Raw genomic sequence first — 25,826 nt, 5'->3', positions numbered from 1 at the left:
AGTATTTTTATAATTATGAGCACAGAAGTCAGCATACCAACCTCGCATACCGAACGCTTAGAGCTAGGGCCGGAAGCACTACGGTTTCCGGCTACCTTTGAGGAGTTTGTGGGGCTGTTGGAAAAGGCAGAGTACCCGGTAGAGTACGAGCGTGGAGAAATTATTATCATGAGTATCGCAACGGATGAACACGAGCGCATTGTCGCCAATCTGCTGGGTGCCCTGTACGTAGAGCTTAGAGACAAGCCAGGCTACGGGCGATATGGCAGCAACCGTCACATCTATATCCCGGAATTGCAGAAAGCCTATGCCCCCGATGCCTCCGTGGTGCGAGGACAACCCTCATCTTATGAGTACGCCAAAGGAAAAAATGCTTACACCAACCCCTGGCTGGTAGCAGAAGTCATATCGCCTTCCAGCCGCAACCGCGACTTCGGCGAAAAGCTACAAGGCTATAAGTCCATACCCGGCTTGGACCATATCCTGTACATTGAGCAGGCACAGCCTTTTGTCACCCTGTTCGAGCGTATCCCCGATACCTACCGCTGGAAAAGCACGGACTACGACGATGGGGAGCAGCTGCTGGAGATGGGGGTAGTGCGGTTTAGGGTGGGGGATTTGTATGTGCAGGTTTGAACAGCTCACCAGGTAGGTCCTTTTATTCGTGAGTCGCTTTGACCGTCTTTCCCGGCTGCATTCCTCCTATCAGCATTTTCTGCAAAAACAAGCCTACCACCCCTCCTTTTCCGCCTGCAAGACCACTTTCGTATCACCGCCCAAATGGACAAAAGCGATAATCGAGCAATCGTCTGCTTTGTATTTTTCCTTAAGGGTAATGGCAAAAGACTGCTGCACAAAACTGCCGGCAGTGACCTCATCCTGAATTAGATTGCCCGCCGCACTGGTGAGCACATCCCTGAAAACATGCTTGTGCACGTAATTGGGGTCAGGCTCTGAGCTTTCCGGAGTAAGCTGAAGGTCGACTACATTATTTTCCAGGAGCATTACGGTCAGGAAAACCGACTCCTCGACGCTAAGGTCGTCCATCATCTGCAGGGTAACGCAGGTTTCCAGTTCACGGGTAGCTTCGTCGTAGTTATTTTTGATGTCGATCAGGACGCGCGGGTCTTCCTGCAACTCCTGTTCGATAGCGCCCGGCCAGCCATTACGAGGCAACTGCAGGTTGAAACCACCGGGAAATTTCTTGCGGTTGACCACTGCGGTAGGGTAGCCCAGGGGCTCTCCTACAAAGCTTAGGATTTCTTCCCCCTTGGCCGTACGCAAAGTATCGAAACTCTCCGGATAAGGCGGTGCAAAAGAACCGGCATGAATAGATACTGCAACTAATTGGTCGCCGTGCTGTCCGATAAGCTCCTCAAGAGCGGCACTACCGGCCGGGCAGTTCACGCAGCGAACGCCGGTGAATTCCTCAACCAGTACCTGACGCTGCTGATCAGTGATCGGTGCAGGTTCATCACAAATGCTTTCGACCTGCATGACCGGAGTGATAACCGGAGGGATTTCTTCACAGCCAAATGAAAGAACGACGATTGCGAGTAGGGTACTTAATCTTTTCATATCTTCAATTTTTAAAAACTGGAATTAACCGTAAAACGCACGCCACTGAAAGCTGGTTCAAGGCGGCAAATCCCACCAGTACAAACCACGCCTTCCACCTGCTTGATGTAACTCAGGGAGAAGCGGTTAGCTCCGTGCGTATAAAATACATCAAAACGGGGATAATGCAAAGCTGCTTTCTCCCCACTGTCGTCAATTGGCGAAGCTTTGCCTGGATCAATGTTGTACATATCAGAAACCGTGAAGGTCCAGCTTGGGGCAATACTAAACTCCACCAGCCCAAAGAGCCAGCTACCGTAGTCATGCCCCTCTCCTTTGTCGTCCTTACCGGCAATCATGTACTGCCCTTCAAAACGGATAGACTTACGGCGGGAAAACTTGTAGAGAATATCGAAGTAAGGCGTGACCGTTTCCACGATCGGCGCATCTGGCTTGAATTCGAAGACTTCCTGATTGTACCGCTGTATTTGCAGCCCGGCCAGGAATTGCCAGGTGCGCTTATACTTGTAAGTAAGCTCCGTGTACAGCTCCCGGTACAGGAGGTTGTTGTCGAGGTCTGTAATATTGGAGACGTTGACGTTGACTCCAAACTTACGCTTATAATTGTAGCGTATATCTGCCTGCACTGCCATCTCACCCAAAAATTGGGTAGCTGCGTTATAGCGGGCTGTCATCCGGTAGGTATTGACCCGGGCCATAGGCGGGAGAAAATTCACCAGTCCCCGGTTGAGTTGTTCCTGCGGGCGTACCCGGAAGTCAAAGTTCTCCGTACGCTTGCCCTCCACGGAAATGCCCAGGCCGCTTTTGGCGTAGCTCAGGCTGCTGTAGAATACCGTGCCCGGCGCTTTGTACAACTTATCGCCTACCACCACGCTGGAGTCTGAAAGCACAAACTCCCCGAAGGGGTCGCTCAGGTTGTCATCTGTCTTGTACGCTGCCTCTACATACCAGGTCCAGGGACCGGCAGAGAGTGTATTGTATGCCGAAAAGGCATAGGTGTTGTACACGGGCACAAAAGCATCTTCAGCAGTGTAAGTATTGACTGTAGCCACGATGGAATTCATGGAGGGGTCGTCGAGGGTGCGGTTCACCACGCCCAGGCCAGGTGCCATTGCCCAAAATCTGCCTTCTTCCCCAAAGCTCAGATAGCCATCGATGGCACCGCCTTTAATTACTGGCTCGTATATATCGAATTGCTGCTTTTGCCTTCCGGTGAAGCCTTTGATCTGCCAGTTTTCACCGAGGTCATAAGCCAGGCGGGCACCGTATAGGGCGTTGTCAATCAGCAAAGGGCGCTGCTCAAATGCCCGGAAGATGATCCCACTGCCGATTTGATCGTAGAGGTAGCCCACTGAGATATCGAATTTGTCCACTTTCTTATGCACATACCACCGGCCAATCCCCTCTCCGGTGAAAGACCCGGTAGGGTTGAGCAGGTTGGAATTATTGAAGAGGTCGAAGCGCAGCCCAAAGTCGAAGCCCCAATTATTATAAGAAAGGTTGAGCCATGCATCAGCGCCGTACAGTTGGCGGTCGTACTGCGGGGTATTGGCCGCTCCGATAAGGCTGTCGCGGATGAAGAAGTTGCCGTTGGCTTCAAGGTTGCCGGAAAGCGTCCCTCCATTATTATTCTGGCTAAAGCTAATGACTGTCCCGAAGACGAGCAGTGCGCCAGCGGTGAGTGTTTTTCGAAAAATCTGCAATAGGTCCATTCGTTTCGTTGTGTACTGAGGGGTGTGTATTCCTAAAGTTGCGTTAAGGTTGGCCTTTGGGTATACCAGATGGTGGCCATTTGGTAGTTTTACGTCTGGATGATACCAACCGTTTCCTAAAATTGGCAGCAAAAATCCTGCGAATTGCCGGTATAATGAAATTTTATGCAAAAAAAGTCATTCGACTAACAAATTGGAAGCTTCTGAGGGGCTACTCTCCTCAATTCGGAAGTTTTATCTTTGTCCACCAATATCGAAAAATATCAACTCCATGAAAAAAGCCTTATTACTGACCATCGCCGCTTTATTTGCTTTCAGCCTGGCTACCTTCGCACAGGAAGGCAAGAGCATACCTTCCGTTGAAGTGAAGACCCTCGACGGGCAGACGCTGGATATCAGGCAGTATGCTGAAGACGGCAAAATTACCATTCTGAGCTTCTGGGCTACCTGGTGCTCTCCCTGCAAAAAGGAACTCGATGCCATCGCTGATCTCTACGGCTTTTGGCAGGAAGAATACGATGCTGAGCTTGTGGCCATCACTATCGACACACAGCGTGCCCTGGCAAAAGTGAAACCTATGGTGGAATCCAAAGGCTGGACTTACACCATACTTTCGGACCCCAATCAGCAACTGCGCAATGCGCTGAACTTCCAGACGATCCCGCAGACCTTTGTGCTCGACAAGGAAGGCAACATCGTCTATAACCATAACGGCTATGTGCCGGGCGATGAGTACGAACTGGAAGACAAGCTAAAAGAACTGACAGGCAAGTAATTACTGCTCCAACCTGAAGCGGATGTACTTGATGGTCTTCTGAGCCGCCAGGTGCATCCGCTCATAATAGGTTTTGATTTCCAGCTCCGGCATAGGAAGTTCTTCTAGGCTGTAGATGTCGTCGCTGTGGTAGAGGACCTGAGCACCCTCGTATTCCTGCAGGGTTTCCAGCGTGAACTCGTACAGATTTGGCTCATCGGTTTTGAGGTGGATCAGCCCGTCTTTGCGTAACAGCTTTTTATAAACATCCAGAAAGCGAGGTGCCGTCAGTCGGCGGTTGGCTTTACTTTTCTGTAGGAAAGGGTCAGGGAAGGTGATCCAGATTTCGCTGATTTCACCGGGTTCAAAAAACAAGTGCAGCTGCTCAATCCGGGTGCGGAGAAAAGCAACATTATCGAGCTCTTCCTCCAAAGCGATGCCCGCACCTTTCCAAATTCTGGCCCCTTTGATATCCACCCCGATAAAATTGCGGTTGGGGCTAATGCGGCCCATGCCCAGGGTGTACTCCCCACGCCCGCAGGCCAGCTCCACCACGATGGGGTTGTCATTGTGGAAATGCTTTGTACACCACTCCCCCTTCAGGCTAACCGGTGCCCCTTTCAGGCCATGCAGTTGTGGCTCCTTCGGGTTGAAGTTTTCGTATACATTCGGGAAGGTCAGCAGCTCCGTAAATTTCTGGAGCTTATTTCTTTTGCTCATGCTTGAGGTGGTGTTGTCGCTTATTGCGGCAAAGATACGAAATCCGTCAAGGCAATAGCAAACGGTCTAATTCAAAATGATAGGCTTGGAATGCCGATAAGTTGTGGTGCCCGGCGCCCTGTATGATTAGAAAATCTGAAGGAGAACGGAGCAGCGGCTTTAGTTCGAGGGGCAGCCGAAGTGGAATGAGCCGGTCATGGGTCCCTGCAAGTATATGAATTGGGCACCTTGCTTTTGAGAGGTAACGGATGGTTGGAAAGTGGTGGCGGAAAATGCCTCCTGGCAGTGGCAACATCACCTGATGCTGAATGACATTCGGCAAAACATCATAGGGTGTTTCCAAAATAAGCGATTTCGGGGTATGCCGGGAAGCCAGATAAGCCGCCACGCCACTGCCAAGAGACCGTCCATACAATACGACTTCCTCCAGCGTGTGATGTCGCAACAGCCATTGCAGCGCCGCCTCTCCATCCTTATAAAGCCCGGTTTCTGATGGCTTTCCGGTACTCTTGCCATACCCCCGGTAGTCAATCATCAGGACATCATAGCCCCGGCTGGAAAAGGGGCGGTGCAGGTGCCCCCACCGGCTTAAGTTGCCCCGGTTGCCGTGGAAGTAGAGTACCGCGCCTCTCTTGTCTCCATTGGCGCGGAAAAACAGGCCGTTAACGGTCTCTCCATCGGCGGTGGGTATGCGGAGTTCCTCATAACTGACGTCAAAAGTATAGCGGTAATCCAAAGGCAGGGAGTGAGCCTGATAGATAAACCGTTCCTGCCCAATCCATACCAGGAGTACAACAATCAGGTAAAGCGCAAGGCCCGCGGCAAAAATCACCGCCCCCGCCTTAATCCACTCCGCCATGCCTGCTGTATTTTGGGAAGAATCCCGTTTTACGAAACATATTGCTAAATTTCAGTATTTTCATGGGTAGGGCTTACAGTAACCCTTCCAAGTAGTGGGGCAAAAATAAGTTTTCCAATTGCTCTGGTAGCTTTTGCCTCGATAAGGCACAAAACCGCCCGATGGTTGGTTTTGTGCCTCATCAAAGCAAAACCCAATTAGAAAACTTATTTTTCGAGAAGCCCTAACCAGAGACCAAACAAGATTTAAAGCTATGAAAAAAATAATCAGCCTGCTGCTCTTCCTGACCACCGGAGCGGCCCTTTATGCACAAACGGTTACCTTGTCGGAGCCTATCGTGCTGCGCAATGATATTGCCTATCATCTTTTGGGAGAAATGGGCAGCCATACCCTGCTTTTTCGTGACCGTAGTACCACCTTTGAGGTGGTTGGTCTCAACAAAGCCATGAAGGAGTCCTGGACCAAAGAGCTGGAGTTGGACCGCCGCCTGCCCAAAGTAATTGATATTTTGCCCGATGATGGGCACTTCAACTTATTCTACCAGTTTAAAGACCGGACACATACCAAACTGAAAGCCCACCGGTATGGCCCGGGCGCCAACCTTTTGGATTCTATTACTATCGTAGACCTGGGCTACCTTTTTTATACCCCAAAGTTCATACCGGTTTATTCGGAGGACAAGAGCAAGACCCTCTTCTTTTTTACCGAAAAGCAGGATATGATGCGTGCCGTTTGCTTTGATAATAACCGGTTGGAGTTGCTCTGGCAAACGGTGGTTACGCCCCAGGATTTTAACTTCTACCAGAATTTCCTGGAGGTCCTGGTCGATAACGATGGCGACATGACCATTGTGGCTGAGCGCGATAACTACCGCACCAAAAGGGAAGACCACCATTTTGAATTTTACCACTACGATGGCAGGACCGACCGCCTGACCCGGTTTGACCTGACCATGCCGGAGAAGCTGACCTTCGATGTGATTTTCTCCATTGATCCGCTCAACAAAAGAATCGTGGGGGCAGGGCTTTACTCTGAGAAAAACCTCGGGCGCTCCGACGGGTTTTTCTACCTGAACATCAACCCTGACCGGCCTGATGATTTCGTGAAGGCCAGCCATCCCTTTACGGAGGAGTTTATCGTGAGCCTCCTTGGCAAAGAAGCCGATAAAACCAAAGGTGTACCGGAGGGCCTGCTGCGTGATGTTGTACTGCGTAAAGACGGGGGCGTGCTCCTTATTGGAGAGCTTAGCCGGACCTTTGAGCGTAATGGAGCTAACATGACCCGGAACTTTTACGATGGGACGGGGCGGTTTTCAGTAGACTATTACTACGACGAGATATTTGTGCTGTCCATTCATCCGGATGGTGATTTGCACTGGTCAACGGTGATGCACAAAAAGCAATACTCACAGGATGATGATGGGATTTACTCTTCCTTCTTCGTTTTCAAGACGGCCAGCAGCCTGCGGTTTTTATTCAATGACGAAATCAAGTACGAGAACACCGTGAGCGAATATGTGCTGCGTGGCAACGGCCGTTTTGACCGCAACAGCCTCATGAGCACAGAAAATCTTAAATTGCGGCTCCGGTTCCGCGACGCCATGCAAGTCGATGCCAATACCCTCCTGATCCCGAGTGAGCGCCGCAACCGGTTGAAAATCGCCCGCCTGGAATACAACTGACCGGACGGATAACCAAATCATACCTATGAATCAAGCCCAGCTTCAGCAGATGGCACAGGTCGTACTGGACCAAAACTGGAACGGCCAATTTACCAAACCTGCCCCCAGCCTTTATCCGCACCAATGGAACTGGGATGCCGGCTTCATCGCTATTGGCAACGCTTACGATAACTTCGGTCGGGCGATGGCTGAAATGCGCCACCTTTTTAGTGCCCAGTGGAAGAATGGGCTCGTCCCGCAGATCGTTTTTGGCGATGACCCGCAGGCGCGGTACTTCCCGGGGCCTGGCTTTTGGCAGGCCCACCGTTCGGCTCAGGCGCCTGAGCATATCCAAACTTCGGGTATCACTATGCCTCCGGTACATGGTTTTGTGCTTTGGAAGATGTACGAAGTGGCTGCCGATAAGGCGCAGGCCAAAGCGTTTCTTAAGGAAATGTACCCCAAGGTGCTCGCACTCCACCGCTACCTTTACGACTACCGCGATCCGGAGGAGGAAGGCCTGGTCTACATCCGCCATCCCTGGGAAGGGGGTACCGACAACAGCCCGATCTGGGACCGTACCTTGTCACGTATGCAGATTGACCGTGATCAACTGCCTGCCTACGAGCGCAAAGATCTCCAAAAACCCAAAGCTGCTGAGCACCGCCCTACTCAGGAGGATTACGACCGCTATGTCTACCTCGTTGATCTCTTCCGGCAGCACGACTACGATGACCAGAAAATCTACGAAGAATGCCCGTTCCTCATACAGGACCCGCTGTTCAACGGTATCCTCTCCTGGTCCAATGAAGCGCTCATTCAGATTGGCAGCCTCATTGGCGAGGATATTACGGAACCCATGCAGTGGCACGAGCTCACCGTCTGGTCAATGAACGAAAAACTCTGGGACGAAGACCGGGGTATTTACAACGCCTTTGACCTGCGCGCCGGTGAAATCATACCCGTCCATACGTCCTCCGGCCTCATCCCGCTATGCGGCGAGGTACCTACACAGGAACAGGCCGAGGCCATGTTGCGTACCCTGGAAAGCCCCGCTTTTGGCGGGAAAGACTCCGGGATTCTGCTCTGTCCCACCTACAGCATGGAGGCCAAAGACATCAACTACAAAAAATACTGGCGTGGCCCGGTGTGGATCAACCTCAATTGGCTGCTCTACCACGGCCTGATGCGGTACGATATGACCGAAATGGCGGATCGTATCCGGAAGCATAGCCTGGAGTTACTCTCCAGGCACGGGTTTTATGAATACTTCGACCCCCGTCGGCCTGCAGAAGGAGAAATCGGCTGCGGTACCGATCAGTTTTCATGGTCGGCCGCCCTGTGTCTCGACTTTTTGCAGGGTGAAATGTCCGGGTAAAATCCATCCCAATCCTTACTTCGTACACTTTATTGCTAATTCATCTGCTCAGGAGGCTGTTTATCGAAAAAAGCGTGCCCCTGTGCAGCTATTGTCAGATATTTGTCTCCATTACACTGAAAGGTGGATTGAACAGAATTAACTTTTTGGTTTACACTCCTATAGTTTTGAACACCCGGCTGTGAAAGCAGCGCCATACAACTGCGATACCATGAAAGCTTTATTATCACTCACCCTGTTACTTTTTTCCATCACCCTTTTTGCCCAGGAGGGCAGCATCAAAGGCCAACTGCAGGATGAATCCGGGGAGCCGGTCTCCTTTGCAAATGTAGTCCTTCACAATCCGGCTGACACCACCATCCTCAAAGTGGAAGTCAGCGATGAATCCGGGGTATTCCGTTTTCAGAATATGCCAGCGGGCACTTACCTCTTCAAAGCGTCCTATGTGGGCGCTGCCGACCTTTGGCTGCCGGAGGTCACCCTTGCCGCTGATGAGCAAAAGGACCTGGGGGCCCTGCAATTCGGCAGTACTTCCATCGAACTGGCCGGCGCTACCGTAACGGCACAGCGCGCTATGGTGGAAATCAAGCCTGACCGCACAGTTTTCAACGTACAAGGGACTATCAACAGCACTGGTTCTGATGGGCTCTCGCTACTGCGCAAAGCGCCCGGCGTGACCGTAGACAATAATGATAACATCAACGTGCTCGGCCGTTCGGGCGTACTCGTATATGTGGATGGCAAACGCCTGCCGCTCGGCGGGCAGGACCTCAGTAACTTTCTGCAAAACCTCCCGGCGGATCAGATCGACCGCATTGATATCATTACCAACCCGGGCGCAAGGTACGAGGCAGAAGGCAATGCAGGCATCATCGATATTCGCATGAAAAAGGACGACAGTATCGGCGCTAATGGCTCCTTGAACGGCACCTTCAGTCAGGGGCGGTTCAATAATTCTAACCTGAACGCCAGCGGCAATTTCCGTAATGGCAATATGAATATCTTCGGTGGCGGCGGCTACGGCGAAGGCGAGGGCTTCAACAAAATGAACTTCGTGAGCTTCCAAAACGGGTTGCGGCTGGATGAGGTCAACAACCACCGCAATGAGCGCGAGTTTTTCAACTACCGCCTCGGGGCCGACTTTTTCCTGTCCGATAAGCACACCATTGGCTTTTTGACAGATGGGCGGGGTTTCAACGGACAAAATAATGCCTTCAACCGCATCGAAATCTTCAACCTGGCTTCCAGCAATACCCTGCCGGACAGCATCCTCGTAGCCCGCAATGCTTCCGAGGATACCCGTACTCAAAATACCTTCAACCTCAACTACCGCTACGATGGCGGCAACGAGCGTACCTTAAATATCGATGCCGACTACGGCCGCTTCCGCAATGAGAGTGAGCGCTTCCAACCTAACCTTTACTTTGATGCGAATGAAGAGGTGCTGCTCACCGAAATCATCAACAGCTTCGATACGCCCACCGATATTGACATCTACACTTTCAAGGTGGACTACGAGCAACCCCTTCAGGGCGGTAAATTCAGTATGGGTACCAAGCTGAGCAAGGTCGTGTCTGACAATACCTTCCTGTTTTTTGATGTGAATGATGGCGTGCCGGTGCGCAACGACAACTCCTCCAACCGCTTTGAGTACGATGAGAATGTCTATGCAGGTTACCTGAACTTTGCCCGGCAGCTCGGGGAAAAGTGGAACGTCTCGGCTGGTGTACGTGCTGAGCAGACCGATGCCACAGGTGACCTGCAAGCTTTTAAAGATGAATTGCAGGAGCCACCGGTGGAGCTCAACTACCTCAACTGGTTCCCGAGCGCGGGCGTCACGTACCAGCTTTCGCAAAAAAACAGCCTGTCGCTCAACTACGGCCGCCGCATCAACCGGCCCGACTACAACGTGCTCAACCCGTTCAATAATCAGATCAGCCAGCTATCCTACGAGAAAGGCAACCCCTTCCTCCGCCCGGAGATCGTCAACAACCTGGAGCTGGGCTACACCCTGGCTTACCGCTACAACTTCAAAGTGGCCTACAGCAAAACGACCGACCAAATCACCCGGCTGATGGCACCGGATGAGAATGACCCGCGGGCAGGCTTTATCACCTGGGACAACCTGGCGAGTCAGACCATCATCAGCGCCAACATCAGCGCACCGGTGCAAATCACGGAGAAGTGGAATGCTTACTTCAATGTTAGCGCTTCCCATCTCGATAATCAGGCGGATTATGGCAACGGAGCTGTCGTAGACCTGCAAGCCTTCACCTACAACATCTTCCAGCAGCACACCATTACCCTGCCCTGGGGCTTTCAAGGGGAAGTATCCGGCTACTACAGCGGGCCCGGTGTGTGGGGCGGTGTTTTTGAATACGAAAGCAACTGGAGCCTCAACCTGGGGCTGCAGCGCAAATTCCTGGATGACAAGCTTAATGTGCGGGTAAGCGGGCAGGATTTATTCTACCAAACCGGATGGGATGGGGAGTCTAACTTTGCTGGCCTAATCTCACAGGGCAGCGGCCGATGGGACAGCCGCCGCATCAGCATGAGCGTGAATTACCGGTTTGGCAACCAAAACATCAAATCGCGTAAGCGCAAGACCGGTCTGGAGGATGAAGCGGGCCGCCTGGGCGGGAACTAATTGCTATTTGCTACGTTTGAAGAAGCAAGATAAAATACAGGGAGTTGCGGATCGGACTGCAACTCCCTTCCTGTTTGCTTGATTCCTGCGGTTAAGGAACGTTTAAATAATAACTTCACCATTTATGACTGCTTCTTCTTGCACTGGTCTGCGTTGCTCATCAGTCAGGTAGCTCTGGCTATCTTCCTTCTTCGCGCCTTGCCCAGCACAAGAATAACCGACTCAAAATGGCGAATCTATTTTTTTAACGTTCCTAAGCTTCTTATTTTTGCGCCGTCAAAAAATACCCTGAATGGAAAATACACTCAAGATTTACAACAGCCTCACCCGCGACAAGGAAGTGTTCACGCCCCTGAATGAAGGGCGCATCGGCATGTACGTATGCGGGCCTACCGTCTACAGCGATGTCCATTTGGGGAACTGCCGTACGTTCACCAGCTTCGATGTCATCTACCGGTACCTCATGTACCTGGGGTATAAGGTGCGCTACGTCAGGAACATCACCGATGTAGGCCACCTCGAAGGTGATAGCGATGAAATCGGTACCGAAGATAAAATCTCCAAGAAAGCGCGCCTGGAAGAACTGGAGCCCATGGAAATTGCTCAGAAGTACACCAACGGCTTCCACGAGATGATGCGCATCTTCAACACCCTGCCGCCAAGCATTGAACCACGGGCCACCGGGCATATCCCGGAGCAGATCAAGATGGTGCAGGACATCATCGATAATGGGTATGGGTATGAATCCAATGGGTCTATCTACTTCGATACCTTAAAGTTCATCGAAGAGACCAAAGCCTACGGTAAATTGTCCGGCCGCAAGATTGAGGACCTGATGGCTGAGAGCCGCGACAACCTCAAGAATCAAAGCGAGAAGCGCCACCCGGCTGACTTCGCCATTTGGATGAAAGCAGCGCCTTCCCACCTGATGCGCTGGAGTTCCCCATGGTCGGTGGGCTTCCCGGGCTGGCACCTGGAGTGCTCGGCCATGAGTACGAAGTACCTGGGCGAGACCTTTGATATCCACGGTGGCGGTAATGACCTGAAGTTCCCTCACCACGAGAATGAGATTGCTCAGAATATGGGCTCCTGCAACTGCAGCGGTGCCCGCTACTGGATGCACGCCAATATGCTGCTCATGAACGGCCGCAAGATGTCCAAGAGTGATGGCAATACCATCACGCCCGTGCAACTCTTCACTGGCAACAGCCCACACATTAGCAAAGGGTACAGCCCGATGGTGGTGAAATTCTTCATGCTGCAGTCGCATTACCGTAGCACCCTTGACCTGACGGATGAGGCACTGCAAGCCGCCGAAAAAGGCTACAAGCGCCTGATGGAAGGGAATAAGTTGCTGCAGGGCATGAAGCATCCCGGCAACGGCAAGCCTGGTCCCCTCGACGAGGAGCTTAACAAGCTTATCGATCAGGTGCATGCAGAGATGAACGACGACTTCAATACACCAAAGGCCCTGGCGGTCTTGTTTGAAATCGTGACCAAGGTCAACAGCCTCAACGCTGGCCACCTGCAACTGACCGACCTGACCGACCTGACCCTCACCCGCCTTCAGGAGACCTTCCGCGGTTTTGTGGATGAGATATTTGCCCTTGAAGATGAGGGCTTAGCTGGTGAGAGCAACGGAGACAGCCCGATGGATGGCCTCATGGACCTGATCATCGATATCCGTGCCGAGGCGCGCGCCAACAAAGATTGGGGCACTTCTGATAAAATCCGCGATGTGCTGCAGGAAGTAGGCATCGTGCTCAAGGATAGCAAGGAAGGGACGAGCTGGACGAAAGCGTAAGGCTTTTCCAGCCCACTTTTACAACAACGGCCCTGTAGCTGATAAGCAACTGCAGGGCCGTTTAGTTTCTACCTGAATGAAAGTACTTCTTACTCCGGTACCTGATTTGGGTTCAGCAGGTCGTAGAACTGATCCAGCTTTGGCAGAATGATAATGCGGGTCCGGCGGTTCATGGCCCGGCCCTCCGCTGTATCATTGGTTGCCAGTGCGTTGAACTCACCCCGGCCAGCAGCGATTAGGCGGTTGGGGTCGATGCCGTGATTGGTCTGCAGCGTACGCACCACGGAGGTGGAACGCAGCACGCTCAGGTCCCAGTTGTCCTTGATACAAGCGGTGTTGATGGGCTGACTATCGGTGTAGCCTTCCACCATGACCTCCAGGTTGGGGCGGGACTTGATGATCTTAGCAATTTTGCCCAGCACTTCATTCGCCCGGTCAGTGATTTGAGCACTGCCGCTTTTGTAGAGCATTTTATCAGACAGGTTCACAAAGACCACGGTCTTGTCCACTTTTACTTCCACATCCTCGTCCTCAATGCCTTCGCTGAGTACGCCTTTGAGGTTGACCGCCAGGGCCAGGTTGATGGAGTCGGCACGCGTTTTGGCCGCTTGCAGCATTTGAATGTACTTATCTTTGGTTTGTAGTTGAGATAAGGTCTCGCGGATATTTTCGCTGGCTGACTGGGAAAGCGTGGTCAGGTCGTCCACTTGATTCAGCTGGGCATCGCGTTGCTGACGCAGGTCTGCTACCAGATCCTTCAAATCACTGACCTGCTCCTCCCTAAGCACCATATTGCTCTCAGCGGCCTGCAGGCGGGCCTTGAGGTTCGCTTTCTCCCGGTCACAGTCGGAAAGGCGTTTCATGTAGTCGTTAAGGCTTTCGCCCAAACGGGCCACATCCTTATTTGCAATCTCCAGCTCGGACTGGAGGGCCATGTACTCCTTTTTGCTCACGCAAGAAACAGCCAGCACAGCAAGCGTGAACAGTAACGGCCAATAAATTTTGGGTTTGTGATTCATAGACGGAAAATTTTTGCTCTAAATTAAGGGATTAATCCGGTTTGTAACAATTTATACTGACGTTGAAGAGGTTTGGAGCTACTGATGCTATCGTTCGGGGCATGCCCAAACCTCTTCAAGTACAACATATAATGACCTAACAGGTCTGCCCAAACCACTTTGCGTCATGTATAGACGCCCTTTCGGGAAATGGTAACCTAAACTATCCAGGCAACCCTCTGTTTCTTTTTTGGAAATTGAATACTAGCTGCTGAATGCCCTTTGGAGTGCATTCGGCTTTCAACCGTTACAGCAACTGTGGAGAACAACCTCGACCGCCTTCAGGAATTATACCGAAACGACAACCGTACACAACGTATCAATAAAGCCCTGGGTGGCGAAAAGCCCTGCCGGCTTCAGCTTAACGGGCTGGTGGGGGCACAGACTGCCTTCCTACTTACAGCGGTCTACCAAAACGACCCGCGTAACCATCTTCTGATCGCAAATGACAAGGAGGAGGCCGCTTATTTGCAAAACAGCCTGGATAACCTGCTGCAGGGAAAGGCTGTCCGCTTTTTCCCCGACTCTTTTAAGCGCCCCATGTACTTCGAGGAGCTCAATAATACCAACGTCCTGCAGCGCACGGAGACCATCAATAAGATTGTCAACTCGCCCGCCGCTGGTGAAATCGTGGTGACCTATCCGGAGGCACTGTTTGAACAGGTGGTAGCTCCGGAAGTGCTCAATCAGCGCCGGATTGATATCAAAAAAGAAGAAGAACTGGATGTGGACTTCCTCATTGAGGTGCTGGTGGAGTACGGTTTTGCGCGGGAAGACTTCGTGTACGAGCCCGGGCAGTTTTCCATTCGGGGCGGCATTGTGGATATCTTCTCCTTTGGAAACGAATATCCCTACCGCATTGAGCTGTTTGATGAAGAAGTGGAGAGCATCCGGACCTTCAATCCGACCACGCAGCTATCGGTACAGAATATCGGGGCGGTGACCATCATCCCCAACATCAACACCCGCTTTTCTCAGGAGCAGAAGGTGAGTATGCTGCAGATTCTGCAGCCCAATACCGCCGTGTGGGTAAAGGACTTTCAGTTGCTGGTGGACCGGCTGACGCAGTGCTTCGACAAGGCAGAAGAGTTTGCCAAGGGCATCGCGCTGCTGGAAGAGGAGGAGCTCAAGGAGATCTTCCGCGACCGCGCCTTTATCCGCCCGTTTGAGATCGTGGAGGATGTGAAAGACTACCGCATCCTGGGCATGGCTGCCTCCGCACAGCCTATTGAATTTGACGAGCAGGTGGTTTTTTCCACCCGCCCGCAGCCGAGCTTCAATAAAAACTTCAAACTGCTCATCGAAAACCTGGATGAGAATACCGCAGCCGGGCTCCAAAACTACCTCTTCGCCGAGAACCCCAAGCAGATTGAACGCTTCTACTCCATCTTCGAAGACCTGGAAGCCAAGGTGGATTTTCACCCCATCCCCAAGTCGATCAACGAAGGCTTTATCGATATGGATTTGAAGGTCGCTTGCTATACCGACCATCAGATCTTCCAGCGTTTCCACCGCTACCGCCTGCGCCGGGGCTTCACCCGCGATCAGGCGATCAACCTGCGTATGCTGCGGGAGTTGCAGCCGGGCGATTACGTCACCCACATCGACCATGGGGTGGGCAAATACTCCGGTCTGCAAAAAATCGACATCAACGGGCATGTGCAGGAGTCGGTCCGTTTGATTTACAAGAACAACGACATTCTCTATGTCAGCATCAACTCCCTGCACAAAATCTCCAAATATGTAGGCAAGGAAGGCACAGCCCCGAAGGTAGACAAGCTGGGCTCGGATGCCTGGAAGAACCTTAAGCGGCGCACCAAAAAGAAAGTCAAGGATATGGCCGGTGAGCTGATCAAGCTCTACGCCAAGCGCAAAGCCTCTGATGGGATCGCTTTCCCAAATGATGGCTACCTCCAAAACGAGCTGGAAGCCTCCTTCATCTACGAAGATACGCCCGATCAGCTCAAGGCCACCAATGACATGAAGGAGGATATGATGAAAAGCTACCCCATGGACCGCCTTATTTGCGGGGACGTGGGCTTTGGCAAGACCGAAGTGGCCATCCGGGGGGCCTTTAAGGCGGTGGTCGGTGGCAAGCAGGTGGCGGTGCTCGTTCCCACAACAATCCTCGCCCTGCAGCATTACCGGACCTTCAAAGAACGGCTGGAAGAATTTGGGGTGACGGTGGATTATGTCAACCGCTTCCGGACTACTAAAGAGAAGAATGCCATTTTCCAGCGGCTGAAAGACGGGGAGATTGATATTGTCATCGGTACCCACGCCATTCTGAATAAAAAGATTGGCTTCAAGGACCTTGGCCTGCTCATCATCGACGAGGAGCAGAAGTTTGGGGTGGCAGCCAAAGAAAAACTGCGCAATATCAAAGTCAATGTTGATACCCTCACACTGACCGCCACCCCCATACCGCGTACCCTGCAGTTTTCCCTGATGGCCGCCCGCGACCTGTCTATTATCCGTACCCCACCGCCCAACCGGCAGCCTATTCATACGGAGGTGCGGGTATTTAGCGAAGAGGTGGTCAAAGAGGCGATCTACTATGAGGTCAACCGGGGCGGGCAGGTCTTCTTTGTGCACAACCGGGTGAAATCCCTGCCGGATATCACCGCCATGGTACGCCGCATGTGCCCGGACGTGGAAATCGCCAGCGCCCACGGGCAGATGGACCCCAAGGAACTGGAAAAAACGCTGATCCACTTCATCGACGGGCGCTATGATGTGCTGGTTTGCACCAATATTATCGAGACCGGGCTGGACATCCCGAATGCCAACACCATGATCATCAACAACGCTCAGCAATTTGGCATGAGCGATCTGCACCAGCTGCGGGGCCGGGTGGGGCGTTCTAATCAGAAGGCCTTCTGTTATCTCTTCAGCCCGCCTATGTCGACCATCACAAGCGATGCCCGCAAGCGCCTCAAAACGCTGGAGGAGCACTCCGAACTAGGCAGCGGCTTTAACATCGCCATGCGCGACCTCGACATCCGGGGGGCGGGTAATTTGCTGGGCGGGGAGCAGAGTGGCTTCATCGCGGATATTGGGTACGAAACCTACCAGAAAATCCTTGAGGAAGCTATTCAGGAACTGAAGGAAAACGAGTTCAAGGAGCTGTTTAAGGAAGAGCTTGACAAGAACCGGCAGTACGTGCGGGAGGTTCAGATCGATACCGATGTGGAGATGCTTATCCCCGATGAGTACATCAGCAGCATACAGGAGCGCCTTAATCTTTACACGCAGCTAGACGGGCTGGAGACGGAGGAGGAACTGCAAAAATTTGAGGAAGCCATGAAAGACCGCTTCGGTGCCCTGCCCGAACCCGTGTACGAGCTCTTTGACGGGCTGCGCCTGCGGTGGGTCTGCCGCCGCCTGGGCTTCGAGCGCCTCATTCTCAAAAATAATAAGTTGCGCTGCTACTTTGTGGAAAACCCGCAATCGCTTTTTTATGAAAGTGCGCAGTTCCAGGCAACCCTGATGTTTGTGCAAAAGGAAGGGGCTAAACGCGGGCTCAGCTTCAAGAAAACCAACCGCCACTTTATGCTGATCAAGGATGGAGTGCGAAGCTTGCAGGATGCCCTGCGCGTGCTGCGCAAGGTGGATGAGAAGGTGGAGCAGGAGGCGTTGCCGGCTGCGGGATGAAGGGGAAAGTACAGCGCATAATTTAATCACCAAAGCCAGGCTCTTCCAGCGCCTGGTCAATCTTCTTGTAATCTGCTGGTTTTTGAAAGTATTCGTAAACCAGGCCGGTATCTAAAGCCTCCTGAATCTCCTCGGTAATGGCATAGCCTGACAACATAAAGTACTTTTTATTCGAAAACTGCTTTTTCGCTTCCCGGACGAACTCCAGCCCATTCATCCCGGGCATATTCATATCGGTGATGACCAATTCGATTTCCGGGTCTTTTCCAAGCACCAATAGTGCCTCTTCCCCATGCTTGGCAGTGATGACTTCGTACTTTTTTCCAAGGATTTTCCTGAGGATTAAAAGGTTGATCGTCTCGTCATCTACACATAAGATTTTCTTTTTACTCTGCATGCTTTCTTTCTTTAGGGAGGCTGATTTTTACTTTTGTTCCTGCGTCTGGTGTTGATTGCAGTGTAAGGCTTCCCTCATGTTCCTGAATGATAGAATGCGTGATCGACAACCCCAATCCTGTCCCTTCTCCCGGAGGTTTGGTCGTAAAGAATGGGTCCATTACCTTTTTGAGGTTTTCCCCTGATATTCCGCATCCGTTGTCGCTGATAATGATGTTTAGTCTGTCTTTCTGGGATTTCGTTTCAATTGTTATTTCACCCTTTTCTGAAATAGCGTCTACGGCATTAGCTAAGAGGTTAAGAATAGCTTGGTGGAGTTTTCCATTGTTGCCCGGTACTTCAGCCGGAGTATCCGTATATTCTTTTGTAATGATGATCCTGTCTTTGAATTTGTTTTGAAGGATCAAAAGACAGTCATCGATAATCAGATGGATGTCGCAAACTTCAGTGTTGTCTTCGTTGCTTCGGCTGAAAAGGTTTAAACTTTTTACGATTTTCGTGGCTCTGTCAGAGCCGGTTTTAATCCAGTCAAGGTATTCTTCGATTTCCGCTTTATCGAGCAACTCCTCTTCGTTGAGGTGATTGTGAATAGCGGTATAGCCTCCTACGATGTAGTTTAAAGGGTTATTCAATTCATGCGCTACGCCGGCAGTCAGAATACCCAGAGATGCCATTTTTTCGGATTGAATAAGCTGGGCTTGAGCTTCTTTCAGTTGGTCTATTGCCCGCTCCCGCTCAACGGCAAGGTTCATTTCTCTGGTCACATCCCAGTTTGTTCCAAAAACGGCAACAGTGTTCCCTCTGTCATCAGTCTCGGCTTTACCCTTTCCACGGATATACCTGATTTCGCCTGATTTTCGGTGGTTGATCCGAAATAGAATATCAAGATCTTTTTGCCCCGCAATAGTCTCTTGTAAGGCCCTAACGTTTCTTTCTTTATCCTCTGGGTGCAAGCTGGTTTCCCATGCTTCATAGGCACCGCTGAAATCCGCTTTATCAATGCCATAAAGCTCGTACATTATGTCGTCCCATTCCAGTTTATTGGATTGTACGTCATAATGCCACACTCCGGATTTGGCGTGCTCAGCCGCCAGCCAGTAAAGCTCCAGCTCCCTGGACAGCTTTACGGCTTTTTGGGCGCGCTCTTCCACCAGCTTCTCCAGATTTTTATTGATCCGCTCCAGTTCCTTTTCGGCTTCCTTTTGTTTGGTGATATCCAAACCTATAGAATTCCAAACCACACTTCCATCAGTGTTTTTAACAGGCACACCTCTCACATCAACCCATTTTATTCTTCCGTCAGGAAACTGTAGCCGGTGCTCAAACTTCCAGGGCGTGAGTTCCTTTGCTGACTGCTCAATAGAAGGCTTGATTTTTTTTACATCCTCTTGGTGGACTATATCCCAAATCAACTGAATATTTCCCAGGGCTTTCTCCGGGGCTACTTCGTATAACTGATGGGCGCCTTTGCTCATGTAAAGCAGTTCATCGCTACCGTCAGTATTCAGTTTGTACTTGAAGATGACGCCAGCCAGGTTGTCCGCTATATTTTGAAACTCCTGCTGGCTTTCCCTTAGTGCGTTTTCCGCTTTCTTTTGCTCCGAAATATCAAACAGGACTCCTGTGTGAACAATATTCCCGTCTCTATCAGCTGACCCGGTGGATTGCCCTCTAATCCACACCGCCTCATCATTCTTGTCTAAAGCTCTGAATTCTTGGAACCAGTTGGCATTATCACGATTGGCTTCAAGAATAGCGCTCATGGTGCTATCGTAATCATCCGGGTGGATACGGGAAAAGAGAAACTCCGGGTCTTTCATTTTTTCGCTTCCAAACCCCAGTAACTCCTCTGCCCGTGAATTGATGTAGGGCATGGTGATCGCCCCATCATTGTGGAATACAAACTGGTAAATTATTCCCGGGACTGAATTGGCAACATCAAGGAGTTGCTGTTGGGCTTTCTTTCTGGCTTCTTCGTTTTTTCTGCTTTCGGTGATATCCTTAAAAACACCGGACAACCTTACACATTGGCCGTTGGCCATTTCAGGTTCGCCAACAGCCAGCACCCATTTCAGGTTGCCCTTTGCTGTGATTAAGCGAGCTTCAAAATTAAAAGGCCTGCCGTTTTCTACAGCGTCATTGACATACTGAGTCACCATTGCGCGGTCGTCGGGATGGTAAAAATTGATAGCGTCTTCGGTAGTAAGTTCATAGTCCTCTGGCAATTCATACAGGTCTTTGACGTTTTTAGTCTGAATGACGAGACCACCAATCATTTGCCATTCCCCCACTTTGGCGATTTCTCCGGTTCGTTCCAACAGGTTCTTACTTTCTTCAAGCCTTTCTTTTGTTAATTTTTCATCGGTTATATCCCTTCCTATGCCAATCATGTACGCAGGCTCATCGTTATCAGAGAAGGTCACCTCACCAAAAACCTTAGCCCACCGGATCTCACCGGTATCCTTTTTGATAATCCGGTGTTCAATGTCATAAGGTTCTTTTTCGGCTAAAGCTCTGGCAAAGGCTTGATTGATCGCAGGCACGTCATCAGGATGAGCCATCTGCATCAATTCCGCCTTTCCAATACCAGACTTTTTAAATCCGTGGATATTCAGCCAATTCTCAGAAAAGGTCCATTCATCCTTTTTGATATCCCATTTCCAGGAGCCTTGACTAGACATGCTTTCTGCCTTGTTAAGGAGGTCTGCAGTCTCCTCGAGCTTCTTTTGCAATGCAATTTCTTCGGTGATATCTTTTCCGGTCGAAATGAAGTACTCGCCCATTGGAATGCTCGACATACTGAGGTACTGATGGGTGGGTGCAAAGTATTCCACCCACTTATGCGGTTTGCCGGTATTGAAAATTTGCCTGACGATAGGCATGAATTGTTCCGTTGTGCCTTTGCCAAAGATTTCATCTGCAGTTTTTCCTATTATCTTTTCTTTTTGCTTTCCCCAGGTAATGAGCGCTGCAGGATTTACATCAGCCAGTTCCCATGTTTTTATGCTGCCTTCCTTTTCTCTTATTAGCTTCCACATGTGCACTTCATCGGCAAGATGATTGAACAGGTTTTGGTATAATTCCTCCAGCTGGCCTAATTTTGATTCTGCTGCGAACCGAAGGTCCTCAGACGCTCTCAGCTTGCTTTGCAGGGTTTTGAGGTTGTCATTAGTATCTTTTGTTTCCATCTGGTTTAATCATTACGATAGTATAATACTTTGTTCTGCGAAGGTCATGCGCAAAATAGCACAACATCCTGCTTTCGGAAAAAATATGCTCTATTCTTCCTGTACGCCAATACAAAGGGCAATGGCTAAAGAGCAAATCAATTTTTTTCATAATAAACAGGCCGCAATGGGCCCCTCGAAAAGTGACTGCTCTCGATCCCCTTTCCCATCAGGGTTTTCCGGGGAAGCAATCCGAGCATAATCAGAAAAGGGGGCTGTTATCTAAATCTACGGGTATGTAATCATGGACTGATTAACACTCGTTGTTAAGGTTGGTCATAATGAATGTAGGACTGGCAATATACTCCATTCTGGTGTTGAGGACAAACATTTGAGTAAGTAAAGCTATGCTATTTTAAGCACCACATTTCCTTTTTTCCTGCCTGAATCCACGTACTTATGGGCTTCCGGAACCTGCTTTACAGGATAGACTTTAGCAATAACAGGATCGCAAACTTTGCTTTCGAAAAGTTGGGACAAGAACTCCAGGTATTCTTTTCGCTCATCGGCAACATCAGCCCTTTCCACCGTAAAAAACACACCACCGGATTTTAGTTAGCTGTGGCTTACAAACCTTGTTACTGGTTTTTCCAACGGCATCCAGAATGATGCGCAATTTATATCCCTAATGTTGGCAAGTGCTTTACCTTATGATAGGTTAAGGCCGCCTTGATGCAATGTTTAAGCGCTTCGGTGGGTACCTCGTCATCTAAACGAAAGACGATTGCTCTGTTCCCCTCAAATTCAAAGGTATGCTCAAACCGCACCCTGAAAGTTTCCACCAATCTGCTGGTGCATTTAAAATACATCGCATATTGACCTGGGTTTTTGGATTTCCAGTCCACCCTTAACGTACTTCCGATTTTGGTCAGGTAACTGGGCTCGCCCCACTTCAGGGTTTCTTCGAGTTCTTCAATGCCATCGGTGGCTTTAGCGGTTTCAATAACTAAGTGCCGGAGGAATAGTATTTTATCCCGCACTGGGGCGGGATATTCATTGAAAACGAATTCAACCTTTGGATCTGTTTTAATCTTTAGTTCTTTAATCAAGGCGAATCTGGATATAATATAGGTGTACTTGCAGTAGGTCAACTCAGTAGTGCCTAAGATACTTAAACCCAGTATTTTTTAAGTCCAATGGCTCCTTTTTCGATCACATAGGTTGCAAAAGCATGGAGTTTTCACCAGTCGGCGCATCTACCCGGCAAGAACAAAAGTATTTTACGTTCAGTTAGATACACAAATAGAACGATATGGCTTGGTTAAAGCACACCTATGCAACGCAGCTGCCACCCAATTTGTATGCTGAACAAGCACCGGTGCCGGTCAGCAACCCTCAAATGGCTTTGTTTAATGAGGCTTTGGCCAGGGAGTTAGGCATAGCGGAACACTTAAAGGATGAGCAAAAGGCCCTGGCTTATCTTTCGGGCAATGAAAAGGTGCCCGGAAGCCAGCCCATCGCTCAGGCTTACGCCGGGCATCAGTTTGGGCATTTTACCCGCCTTGGTGATGGTCGTGCTATACTGCTGGGGGAGGTGGAAACCAAGCGGGGACTCTGTGACCTGCAACTCAAAGGCTCTGGTCAAACGCCTTATTCCAGGAGGGGAGACGGCAGGGCGACTTTCTACTCCATGCTGAGAGAATACCTGATCAGTGAAGCTATATACGCTCTTCATATCCCCACCACCAGAAGCCTGGCAGTGGTCAAAACAGCGGGCCCGGTCTACCGGGAGCAGCGTCACGAAGGGGGTATCCTGACCAGAGTGGCAGCAAGCCATATCCGTGTAGGCACTTTTGAGTATGCGCGGTTTCTTGGACAACCTGGAGACCTGGAGGCTCTGCTGAAATATACCATCCAACGCCATTACCCAGCCCTAAAAGACCATCCAAACCCCGCCCTGGCTTTGCTGGAGGCAGTAAGGCAAAAGCAAAAAGACCTGATCGTAAACTGGTTGCGCGTTGGTTTTATACATGGGGTCATGAATACCGACAACATGGCTATTTCCGGGGAAACCATTGATTACGGGCCCTGCGCATTTATGAATGCTTTCCATCCCAGGACGGTATTCAGCTCTATCGACACAGATGGTCGGTACGCCTTTGCTAACCAGCCCAATATTGCCTACTGGAACCTGGGTGTTTTAGCCAATGCACTACTTCCTTTGATTGATGAGGAAGAAGCAATAGCCAGTGCTAAGGCAGAAGAGGTATTGGATCGGTTCCCGGAAGACTTTACCGGGGCTTACTTTGAAATGATGGGCAATAAGCTGGGCATTGTGAATCAGGTGGAGGAAGATCGGGATTTAGTCAATTCTGGTTTGAAACTGCTGGCGAAATGGCGGGTGGACTACACCAACTTCTTTACTGAACTGAGGCGTGGGGGGGATTTGATCAATAAGCTGAGGGAGGAAGAGGCTTTCGAAAATTGGTATTCAAGATGGGAAAAAGCGCGGTTGAGAGGTACATCTTTGACTGAAAGCAATGCACTGATGGCGCAAACCAACCCAGTGGCTATTCCGCGGAACCACTTGGTGGAAGAAGTGCTACAGTCCGCTGTTGCGGGAGATATGCAGCCTTTCCATTCGTTCCTGCAGGAACTGTCTTCACCTTATGATGACGGATTGTCCCTGCAAACGGTCCCTGCTGACTTTGATGCCAGCTATCAGACCTTTTGCGGAACCTAATAAGCTTAGTACGAAATCAATTTGGCCTTCCGGATGGAGTCTTTCTGAGCCGGTGTCCAATTGTAGCTGCCTTCATACAATCCATCTGTTTCCCAGTCGCCGTACATAGGGTTGGGCAAGACGATGAACTCCGTGCCGAACTTGTCCTTGAGGTTTTCAACTATTTCGTTTCTTTCGTTGGTGGACTTATCATCAAATACCTCTGCGAAATCTGAGAGGTTGTCACCAAGCAGCATGATTACCTTGTTTTCTTTTGAAACGGCTTGCCTTCTCTCTTCTTTTCCACTAGTTTTTTCCCTTAGCAGAAAATGCTGCTCGTCAATAAAAGGGAAGCCCAGCTTCTCAAGGTTGGCTTTAGTCTCTTTGTCCTGAACAGCATACCGGTTGGAAATATAAAACACCTGAACACCCTTTGACTCAGCGTATTTCAGGAATTCCAGGGCGCCAGGCACAGCTGTTGCCTGCTCCAAAAGCCCCCATTTGATCCAGCCTTCTTTTGAGTATTCTTCATCCGTTTCTATCATTTTGGCATTGTAGGGGCTGTTATTGATGAGCGTTTCATCAATATCAGTAATAATCGCCAGTGGTTTCCCTTCCCGGTTATTGCGGAGTAGGATTTCATCAAGTTGGAATTTGGCTAAATTGAAGGCCTGATGGCACAGCGCTTTGTATTCTCCGGAATGCTGTTGCCATAAAACGGCTTGTACGGAGTGTTCCCTGACGGGGATGTTAGCTTCAGAACGGTAGGGATCAGCATTCGTTTTGAGGGCCTGGCATCCACTAAACAGGACAAACAAAAGCATTAGGTAATAATATTTCGACTGCATATTCCGTCAAATTTTATGAGAGTCAAAAATAATAATCCATTCCAACTGTAGCGCCTGGGCTTCGGTCTTTTTCCATTCCCGGAAGGTGGCTTTTCTAAGCTTCAATATGTCAGTTTTTGCTTATTGGTAGTAACCTGCCTTGCCTTCATATCCCTGCGGCTTACCATAAAAGTAAACGATGTCGATGTAGGTGCTCATTGACATTCCTCCAGGGTTTAATCCGGGTTGTCCTTCCGGAACAGGAACATTTAACTCCTGGAAGTAATCCTCCCAAATGGGGAAAATGCTGTCGGTTTCCGGGTCCACATAGGTCATTGCTTGCAGCTGAAATATGGGCCGGTCATTGTTGGCATATTTGAAGGCATTGTAAATTAACTCTGAGCAGTAGTACTTATCGTTGGAAATATCAAATACCTCGTCGTAGGCAGCCCCTAGTCTTTTCCTGGCAAAATCAATGGCTTTGGGAATCAGGTGTTCGTATTTCTTTTTCATCCTCCCTACGGCCACTTTACTGTTGTTTTCCTCATCGAACGAGCGCATAAAGAAACTATCAAGGGGTGTTTCGACTACTCCGGCGGTGATGGCCTCTAAAACCACAAATTCACCTTTTCCCTTTGGGGCGACCATGCCCACATGCGAAAACTTTGAGCCCTGAATACCGAATGTGACTTTTTCTATGGATTCACAAAATGGGCCACAATCACTATCCTGAAATAAGATATCCCCGGCCTTTAGCTTAAATACCGTGTAGTCGAATGGCGTTGCTTTGCCATTGGGTTCAGCAGGTGGGGCTTTCTTTTCGGGTTCACATGAAAAACTAAGCAGCAATAGCAAACAACAGAAAAGTACTCTGTTCATAAGTTTTATCA

19 protein-coding genes are annotated in these 25,826 nt (G+C 50.2%); 8 read left to right on the top strand and 11 right to left on the bottom strand.

The window, feature by feature from the left end:
• The first annotated feature begins 15 nt into the window (after positions 1 to 15).
• Positions 16 to 636 carry a Uma2 family endonuclease gene (locus IX84_RS07790; protein ID WP_052515861.1) on the top strand — a complete coding sequence of 207 codons (621 nt, stop codon included), beginning with the start codon at positions 16 to 18 and terminating at the stop codon, positions 634 to 636.
• Between the two features lie 93 nt (positions 637 to 729).
• Here IX84_RS07790 and IX84_RS07785 read toward each other — a convergent pair whose 3' ends face one another.
• Positions 730 to 1,578 (bottom strand): Omp28 family outer membrane lipoprotein, encoded by an 849-nt coding sequence (locus tag IX84_RS07785; protein WP_044218348.1) that lies wholly within the window; start codon positions 1,576 to 1,578, stop codon positions 730 to 732.
• Between the two features lie 11 nt (positions 1,579 to 1,589).
• Positions 1,590 to 3,290, bottom strand: coding sequence for a DUF6029 family protein (locus IX84_RS07780; RefSeq protein WP_044218345.1), 1,701 nt, complete (start codon positions 3,288 to 3,290; stop codon positions 1,590 to 1,592).
• 271 nt (positions 3,291 to 3,561) lie between these two features.
• Here IX84_RS07780 and IX84_RS07775 point away from each other — a divergent pair, with 271 nt between their 5' ends.
• Positions 3,562 to 4,065, top strand: coding sequence for a TlpA family protein disulfide reductase (locus IX84_RS07775; protein WP_044218342.1), 504 nt, complete (start codon positions 3,562 to 3,564; stop codon positions 4,063 to 4,065).
• On the opposite strand, the gene trmB is transcribed toward IX84_RS07775, so the two are convergent.
• Together trmB and IX84_RS07765 are read right to left on the bottom strand one after the other, a co-directional pair.
• Complete coding sequence (trmB, locus tag IX84_RS07770; RefSeq protein WP_044218339.1) at positions 4,066 to 4,764, bottom strand: tRNA (guanosine(46)-N7)-methyltransferase TrmB; 699 nt, start codon at positions 4,762 to 4,764, stop codon at positions 4,066 to 4,068. It abuts the gene before it with no gap.
• Positions 4,765 to 4,810: 46 nt separating this feature from the next.
• Positions 4,811 to 5,623, bottom strand: a complete 813-nt coding sequence (locus IX84_RS07765; protein WP_044218336.1) for an alpha/beta hydrolase — start codon at positions 5,621 to 5,623, stop codon at positions 4,811 to 4,813.
• 253 nt (positions 5,624 to 5,876) lie between these two features.
• Between IX84_RS07765 and IX84_RS07760 the strand changes: the two genes are divergently transcribed.
• The 4 genes from IX84_RS07760 to cysS all read left to right on the top strand — a co-directional run bounded on the left by IX84_RS07760 (position 5,877) and on the right by cysS (position 13,112).
• On the top strand, positions 5,877 to 7,304 hold the full coding sequence (locus tag IX84_RS07760) for a hypothetical protein (protein ID WP_044218333.1): 1,428 nt from the start codon (positions 5,877 to 5,879) through the stop codon (positions 7,302 to 7,304).
• Between the two features lie 25 nt (positions 7,305 to 7,329).
• Positions 7,330 to 8,661, top strand: coding sequence for an MGH1-like glycoside hydrolase domain-containing protein (locus IX84_RS07755; protein WP_044218330.1), 1,332 nt, complete (start codon positions 7,330 to 7,332; stop codon positions 8,659 to 8,661).
• Between the two features lie 211 nt (positions 8,662 to 8,872).
• Positions 8,873 to 11,308, top strand: a complete 2,436-nt coding sequence (locus tag IX84_RS07750; protein ID WP_044218328.1) for a TonB-dependent receptor domain-containing protein — start codon at positions 8,873 to 8,875, stop codon at positions 11,306 to 11,308.
• 292 nt (positions 11,309 to 11,600) lie between these two features.
• Positions 11,601 to 13,112, top strand: a complete 1,512-nt coding sequence (gene cysS, locus IX84_RS07745) for a cysteine--tRNA ligase (RefSeq protein ID WP_044218325.1) — start codon at positions 11,601 to 11,603, stop codon at positions 13,110 to 13,112.
• An 89-nt stretch (positions 13,113 to 13,201) separates the two neighbouring features.
• Here the strand turns inward: cysS and IX84_RS07740 are convergent, their stop codons facing one another.
• Complete coding sequence (locus IX84_RS07740) at positions 13,202 to 14,047, bottom strand: OmpA/MotB family protein (RefSeq protein WP_238578247.1); 846 nt, start codon at positions 14,045 to 14,047, stop codon at positions 13,202 to 13,204.
• A gap of 381 nt (positions 14,048 to 14,428) precedes the next feature.
• On the opposite strand from IX84_RS07740, the gene mfd reads away from it, so the two are divergent.
• On the top strand, positions 14,429 to 17,824 hold the full coding sequence (mfd, locus tag IX84_RS07735) for a transcription-repair coupling factor (RefSeq protein WP_044218320.1): 3,396 nt from the start codon (positions 14,429 to 14,431) through the stop codon (positions 17,822 to 17,824).
• 22 nt (positions 17,825 to 17,846) lie between these two features.
• Here the strand turns inward: mfd and IX84_RS07730 are convergent, their stop codons facing one another.
• The 4 genes from IX84_RS07730 to IX84_RS07715 all read right to left on the bottom strand — a co-directional run bounded on the left by IX84_RS07730 (position 17,847) and on the right by IX84_RS07715 (position 22,493).
• Positions 17,847 to 18,221, bottom strand: a complete 375-nt coding sequence (locus tag IX84_RS07730; protein WP_044218317.1) for a response regulator — start codon at positions 18,219 to 18,221, stop codon at positions 17,847 to 17,849.
• Positions 18,211 to 21,408, bottom strand: a complete 3,198-nt coding sequence (locus IX84_RS30805) for a PAS domain-containing sensor histidine kinase (RefSeq protein WP_052515860.1) — start codon at positions 21,406 to 21,408, stop codon at positions 18,211 to 18,213. The genes IX84_RS07730 and IX84_RS30805 overlap by 11 nt, the downstream gene beginning before the upstream one ends.
• 384 nt (positions 21,409 to 21,792) lie before the next feature.
• A complete protein-coding gene (locus tag IX84_RS07720; protein WP_044218315.1) occupies positions 21,793 to 21,987 on the bottom strand; it encodes a zinc-binding dehydrogenase in 195 nt (64 codons plus the stop codon).
• A 77-nt stretch (positions 21,988 to 22,064) separates the two neighbouring features.
• Positions 22,065 to 22,493, bottom strand: a complete 429-nt coding sequence (locus IX84_RS07715) for a DUF1801 domain-containing protein (RefSeq protein WP_044218732.1) — start codon at positions 22,491 to 22,493, stop codon at positions 22,065 to 22,067.
• A 206-nt stretch (positions 22,494 to 22,699) separates the two neighbouring features.
• Between IX84_RS07715 and IX84_RS07710 the strand changes: the two genes are divergently transcribed.
• On the top strand, positions 22,700 to 24,130 hold the full coding sequence (locus tag IX84_RS07710; RefSeq protein ID WP_044218313.1) for a protein adenylyltransferase SelO: 1,431 nt from the start codon (positions 22,700 to 22,702) through the stop codon (positions 24,128 to 24,130).
• Between the two features lie 5 nt (positions 24,131 to 24,135).
• Here the strand turns inward: IX84_RS07710 and IX84_RS07705 are convergent, their stop codons facing one another.
• Positions 24,136 to 24,957, bottom strand: coding sequence for a 5'-nucleotidase, lipoprotein e(P4) family (locus IX84_RS07705; protein WP_044218312.1), 822 nt, complete (start codon positions 24,955 to 24,957; stop codon positions 24,136 to 24,138).
• Between the two features lie 120 nt (positions 24,958 to 25,077).
• Positions 25,078 to 25,815: a YiiX/YebB-like N1pC/P60 family cysteine hydrolase gene (locus IX84_RS07700; protein WP_081968660.1), complete on the bottom strand. Its 738-nt coding sequence runs from the start codon at positions 25,813 to 25,815 to the stop codon at positions 25,078 to 25,080.
• Positions 25,816 to 25,826 lie beyond the last annotated feature (11 nt).

This window comes from Phaeodactylibacter xiamenensis (genome assembly GCF_000759025.1).
GTDB lineage: Bacteria > Bacteroidota > Bacteroidia > Chitinophagales > Saprospiraceae > Phaeodactylibacter > Phaeodactylibacter xiamenensis.
The sequence above is the reverse complement of the archived record's forward strand: the minus strand, read 5'-3'. Positions and strand labels throughout refer to the sequence as shown.